Below are 6,307 nucleotides of genomic sequence, written 5' to 3' on the forward strand. Positions count from 1 at the left end.
AGCAGACAACAAAAACTTAGTTATGTTTCGATTTCTCCTTCATAAACTATGCCGCCCCTGTGATCAGGTATTTCTTTTTGGTCGGACATTTTATCTGGCGAGAACCACCAATCTTGCCCCTCTAGGCACACTTGGGTGCGTCGGCTTCTCAATTTTAACACAAAACTGAATTCAGTCGTCTCCCGTTGGTCGGTTTATTTGTTGGCAAAAATTCATCTCACCGCTAACCTAACAGTGTAGCGGGAGTCCTCTTTTTGCATTTAAGATAGATCTGACGCTGCCAAGACCCTAACGCTTACGGTCTAAATTTTCAAAAATTTGACAGCAAAAAGGGAGAGCTTTCACTCTCCCGAAGCATTAATCAAACCTCTCACCAACACATAAAATTAAATCGTGAACATCACATAACCCTTGTAATTTTAGGGACAAGTATGGGTTAACTGGCGATATATTCTTGAACCCGCGCCCGACGTTTGCGTAATTGATTCAGGGCTTGCTGTTCAAGTTGGCGAACGCGCTCCCGGCTAAGGCTGAGTTGCTCACCAATTTTAGCCAGTGACAAGGGGTTACCATCTTCTAAGCCGTAGCGGAGGATGATCACGCGCCGTTGTTGGGGCGTGAGTTCCGAGATTAAGCTTTGCAGGTCTTGACGGAGGGACTCTTGGGTGGCGTAGTCATCGGGGGAAGCGTCTTCATCTTCGAGCAGTTCCGACAGTTCCGTATCATGGTTATCCCCGACGCGCATATCCAAGGAGAGAGGATGCCTCGCCACGGTGAGGTAGTCCCGCACTTGGCTCGGTTCCATTTCGAGGGCGATCGCAATGTCCTTCGGCGTGGCGCGGCGACCCAATTCTTGGGCCAGTTCGCGCTGGGTCTTTTTGATTTTGTTGAGTTTTTCGGTGATGTGGATCGGCAGACGGACGGTGCGCGATTGTTGGGCAATGGCGCGGGTAATCGCCTGACGAATCCACCAATAGGCGTAGGTAGAGAATTTATAGCCACGGGTCGGATCAAATTTTTCGACCCCGCGTTCTAGCCCTAACGCGCCTTCTTGGAGCAGATCGAGAAACTCCATGTTGCGCTTCTGATATTTCTTCGCGATCGAGACCACGAGGCGCAAGTTGGCTTCGATCATCGCCCGCTTGGCTAGTTTGCCCTGGTGCAGTTGAGCTTGCAGTTCCGTCTCGTTGAGTTGGGCGCGGTCTGCCCATTCAGCGAGGCTGGGTTCGCGATCGCACTCTTCGACAAACTGTTCTTTTTGGGCCAGCAGTTCCATCATTTGCTGGACTTGCTTCCCGTAACGGATCTCTTGCTCGTGGGTGAGCAAGGGAACACGCCCAATTTCTTGGAGGTAGGTACGCACCAGATCCGTAGAGACCGCTTTGGGTGCAGTTGAGAGGTTTGCTGTTGGCATGGTTGGCACAAGACTCCTTTGGTTGGGTCGGTAACTTCTATGGTGGGGGATAACGGCGATTTCTGGGGAGGGGGTGAATGGCGAGATCCCCGAACTTCAATCCTGAAGCCATCCCTACGATTTTCGTGTTTTGATGGATTGGAGAGCCAGCACTTGAGTCAAGACATCAAGCCAGCAATTTTCTGACAAATAAGTTGACAGACTCAGAACCATTCGTTATTCTTACTATTGTGTGAGGAGCGAACAAGAAAAGGAACCGAGACGAAACACGGCAAGTCGTCGGTTCCTTTTCTGATCTCAACAATTGTCTGCATCGCTTCCATTCCTAAACTCTTGATAATCCCTCAATTTTGATCGCTTGGCAGTGGGACAAAACTCCATCCTGCCGTTGATGGTGGTTTCTAAATCAGTAAATCGATAAGCTATTAGCCTACTCGTTATTGACGAGAACCATTTCAACTCTTTACATTTTCTTCCACCTTGCTCACTGCTTACAACCTCCTTTTGGCAGATATCTCAAGACTGAAAACATGCTGAGCCTGGGGATGAGTCGTGCAATCTGAAACAATCCAGCGACTAGCTTTAAATAGCGATCGCTAAATTGAAAAACTCAGTTTAGGACAGGCATTGCAGCTAGATGGCCGGCCCCCCATTATCGCGTTAACGGCGACGTTCGGCAAGTTTTTCGAGAACAGCGCGGAAGGGGACATTGTGGTGCGCGAGGGCAACGAGGGTGTGATAGAGCAGATCTGCCGCTTCTCCGGCGATCGCATCCGGGTCGTCATCTTTACAGGCCATCACCACTTCGGCAGATTCTTCGCCGATTTTTTTGAGAATTTTGTTATCGCCCCCGGTCAGGAGTTTACAGGTGTAGGAGTCGGGGTTGGGGTGGTCACGGCGATCGCAAATCACGTCATAGAGTTCTGACACCATATTTGCGCCCGGTGCTTGTTTATCCCCACCCACTTGGTGAAAACAACTGCGCTCCCCGGTATGGCAGGCAATCTCCCCCACCTGCTCAATGGCCATTAAAATCGCATCACTATCGCAGTCGTAGCGCATCGACTGCACCCGTTGCAGATGGCCAGAGGTTGCGCCCTTGTGCCACAATTCTTGGCGGGAGCGGCTCCAATACCAGGCATCGCCGGTTTCGAGGGTTTTGGTGATTGATTCGCGGTTCATCCAGGCCAGCATCAACACCGTGCCGTCGAGGTGGTCTTGGGCGATCGCCGGCACAAGGCCCTGGTCATTAAACCGGATCTGATCAAGGGGAATAGCAGCAAGATGGGATGCGATCGTCATAGGTCAGCAGGAACGAGAAAGCCTTGTATACGTGGCGGGATTGCCTTTCCAATTGTCCCCCATTCCGGCCCCAGCGCAAGGCGAGAATACTGCCATTAGGAACCTTCACCCTGGCGATGATGGTGATCCATATTCTTTTGGGAGTAACGCTGGGGTTCACCTTCTAGCACAGGTTCAGGTTGAAACCGTGAGGGGGGATGCTGGAATTCGTGTAGGAGGGTGTAGAAACAAGGGACGATCAGCAGCGTCAGCACCGTGGCGAGGGATAGTCCGGAAAAGACGACAATTCCCAAGGGTTGCAGGAATTCCGACCCCTCACCAATCCCCAGGGCCAAGGGAAAGAGGCCGAGGACGGTGGTGAGGGTGGTCATCAGGATCGGGCGGAGGCGTTGGGGGGCGGCGATCAGCATGGCGGCGCGGTGGGTGATGCGATCGCGCTCTCGAATCTGATTCGCCAACTCCACCATAATGATCGCGTTGTTAACCACAATCCCCACCAACAGCACCGCCCCAACGATCACCGTTGCCCCCACCGCCGTTTCCGTCACAAATAGCCCCAAAATCCCCCCGGCCAACGCCAGCGGCACGGTGAGCATAATCACCAAGGGATCAAGGAGCGAATTATATTGCACCGCCATCACCACAAACACCAAGAACGCCGCTAACCCCCCCAACAGTTTTAAGGAGGCTTGGAGTTGCTGATTTGTGGCAGCAGCGGCACTGGGCAACCGACTGACACCGGCGGGAAGTGCGATCGGGCTGACGATCGCATCCAACTCAGCCAGGGCCGCGCTCAAGCTCGCCCCTTCCGTTAAGCTGCCTTCAATTAACAGAATTTGCCGCTGGTTGATCCGTTGAATTTCCCCTGGAGCGGGGCCAATTTCAACGGTGGCAAGATCGCCCAATTGCACCGCCTGGGCATTGTCGGTAAAGAGGGGAAGCGTGCTGAGTTGGTTGGCCCGCTGAATCAGGCCGGGCTGGAGTTGAACGCGAATATCCACGAGGCGATCGCCCCGCTGCAATTGGGTGGGGACTGACCCATTGAGGGCGGTTTGTACCGTCTCGCCGATCTCCTCTGAGGTGAGGCCGAGTTCCGTGGCCCGTTGCCAGTCGGGGCGAATCTGGACTTCCGGTTGAGGAGGGGTCGCATCGGGTTCGTAGCGGGCGAGGACGGCTTGCGCGTCGAGGGCGGCGAGGATTTGCTCGCCTGCCGTGGTCAAGGCTTGGGCATCTAAGCCCTGTAACACTAAGTCGATATCATCACGGGTGGGGGAGTTGCTGAGAATCAGACCCCGCACCGAATCGGGGCGCATCCGAATTGAAGTGCCAATCATCCGGATTTGTTGGTTGATGATGCCATTGACGCGATCGACATAGGCACCCACGGGAGTACCGGGCTTCAGGGTGATGGTGCTGGAGCCGCGCAGGGCATCGTTGACCGTGATATTGCCAAACAGTGACCCCCCGGCCGTGGTAAATACATAGTCTGTTTCCGGCTGTTCTAAGAGGATTTGATCAATGGCGGCCATGACTTGGCGGTTGGCTGCGATGGTGGTTCCGGTGGGAAACTGGGCGGAGAGACTGACTTGGCCGGTATTAATTCGGGGTAAGATTTCCTGGGGAAGCTGGGGAGCCATCCAAAGACTACCGCCGCCGAAAATTGCGATCGCGCCCAAAATCACCCAAACCCGATGGCGCAACACCCAGCGCAATCCCCCCTGATAACTCCGGGTAAACCGTTCTACCCCCTGCTGAAACCCCTGGATCGGGCCGGTTTGCTGCACCCAGTTACTACTATTCGTGGCAAGGAGGCGGGAGGAAAAGGCCGGCACAACGGTCAAGGCAATGATCAACGACGCGGCCACAGCAAAACTCACCGTCAGCACCAATTCACTAAAAATCAGCGACAAAAAGCCACCAATCAACAGAAACGGCAACACCGCCACCAAGTTGGTGAGTGTTGAGGCCAAGAGTGCCGATTCTAAGGATTGGCTGCTGGTTTCCACGGCGCGACGAATCCAGCGGGGCGAGCGGCGCTGACGATTGGGGGGGCGGGGAGTGGCGCGATCGGCGGTGAGTCCCTTGGCGATGGTTTCGAGCATCACGATCGAGTTATCCACCACAATCCCCACCCCCAGGGCTAACCCCCCCAAACTGAAGACATTCAGGGACAGGTTAAACATCCGCATCATAATCAAAGCGGTGAGGGTGGCGAGGGGAATCGCAGCCACAATGATCAGGGTTTGACGGAAAGAGCCGAGGAAGAGCAGGACGACGATCGCGGCCAAAATTGACCCCGATAGACCTGCGATCGCCACATTTTGAATCGAATTGCGAATAAATTTCGACTCATCCAACGTCGCCGTCATATCCAGATCCGCTGGCATCCGATTCGAGGCTTGCAGATCCGCCAGCTTCGCCTTCACTGCATCGATCACCGCCACGGTATTCGCTTCCGGCTGTTTTTGAATGCTCACCTTCACCGCCGGGCTGCGGTTTAGGGTCACAAAAATGCGTTGCTCTTCAATGTCGTCCCGAATATCCGCCACATCCCGAAGCGTTACCGTGCGCGGCGCGTCGGCACTGCCCACGTTAATCGCTAAATCTCGCACCTCATCCGCCGTTTGGAACTGACCCACCACCCGCGTTAACGACTCCGCATCGCCCCCCCGCAGCAAACCCCCCGACGTATCTAAATTTCGTTCCCCCAGGGCATCGAGCACATCCACCACATCCAACCCAAAGGCCTGCAAGCGTTTCAGGTCTAAATTCACTTGAATTTCTTCCTGTACCCCACCCGTTACATCCACATTGGCCACCCCCGGCACACGGATTAATTCCCGCGCCAATTCCTCATCGGCAAAAATTCGCAGATCCACCGCCGCCAGGGATGGAGAGGTGATCGCCAATTCATACACCGGCAGTTGGGACGGGTCAAATTTGAAGAGGCGGGGCTGTTCGATCGTGTCCGGGAGGGTGCTGCGGGCGCGGTTGAGGGTGGCGGTGGCATCGTTTAACGCTTGATCTACATCTGCACCGGGTTCAAAAAAGAGGTCGATACTGATCCGCCCTTCGCGGGTTTGGGAAAAAATCTGCGTCACGCCTTCGGTGGCGGCGAGGGCTTCTTCGAGGGGGCGCGTCACTTCATTGACTGCCACTTCCGGCACGAGGCCAGGGGCATCGGCCCGTAGGCCAATGCGGGGATAGGTGATGGAGGGGAGCAGATCAACGGGGAGTTGGCCGAGGGCAAAGGCTCCGAGGACGAGGAGGGCGATCGTCAACATCAGGGTGGCGATGTGACGGCGAATGGCAAGAATACTCAGACTGCTGGGGGGGTTGGGGGTCATGGCAGGAAGTCCAGGTAAGCAGGGATGGATCGGGTCGAGGGTGGGATGACGCTCAGGGGGCGATCTAGGGGGCGATCGCATTTAGCCGTTCAACAGGAATCACTGGAGTGCATCCCAGTTATGCAATCCCTCACCCAACCCTCTCCCTCAGGAGAGGGCTTTTGGCTCCTTTCTCCTGCGGGAGAAGGGCTGGGGATGAGGGTGCTCCCTGGCGAGCCATGGGAATCTGCAAAAGTGGGATGCA

3 protein-coding genes are annotated in these 6,307 nt (G+C 55.0%); all 3 read right to left on the reverse strand.

Annotated features, from left to right (window positions below; genetic code table 11):
• Positions 1-436 precede the first annotated feature (436 nt).
• Entirely contained in the window at positions 437-1,414 is a 978-nt protein-coding gene (locus PN477_RS05450) for an RNA polymerase sigma factor, RpoD/SigA family (protein WP_272117416.1), read from the reverse strand.
• A gap of 660 nt (positions 1,415-2,074) precedes the next feature.
• Complete coding sequence (gene hisIE, locus PN477_RS05455) at positions 2,075-2,716, reverse strand: bifunctional phosphoribosyl-AMP cyclohydrolase/phosphoribosyl-ATP diphosphatase HisIE (protein ID WP_272117418.1); 642 nt, start codon at positions 2,714-2,716, stop codon at positions 2,075-2,077.
• Positions 2,717-2,811: 95 nt separating this feature from the next.
• Positions 2,812-6,063: an efflux RND transporter permease subunit gene (locus tag PN477_RS05460; protein WP_272147056.1), complete on the reverse strand. Its 3,252-nt coding sequence runs from the start codon at positions 6,061-6,063 to the stop codon at positions 2,812-2,814.
• Positions 6,064-6,307: the final 244 nt, after the last annotated feature.

It is taken from the genome of Spirulina subsalsa CS-330 (assembly GCF_028330765.1).
Classification (GTDB): Bacteria; Cyanobacteriota; Cyanobacteriia; order Cyanobacteriales; family Spirulinaceae; genus Spirulina; species Spirulina subsalsa_A.

What these genes read in the sequence shown, in the direction of transcription:
- PN477_RS05460 (WP_272147056.1), bottom strand. Translation starts at nt 6,063, where the DNA reads ATGACCCCCAACCCCCCCAGCAGTCTGAGTATTCTTGCCATTCGCCGT.
- PN477_RS05450 (WP_272117416.1), bottom strand. Translation starts at nt 1,414, where the DNA reads ATGCCAACAGCAAACCTCTCAACTGCACCCAAAGCGGTCTCTACGGAT.
- hisIE (WP_272117418.1), bottom strand. Translation starts at nt 2,716, where the DNA reads ATGACGATCGCATCCCATCTTGCTGCTATTCCCCTTGATCAGATCCGG.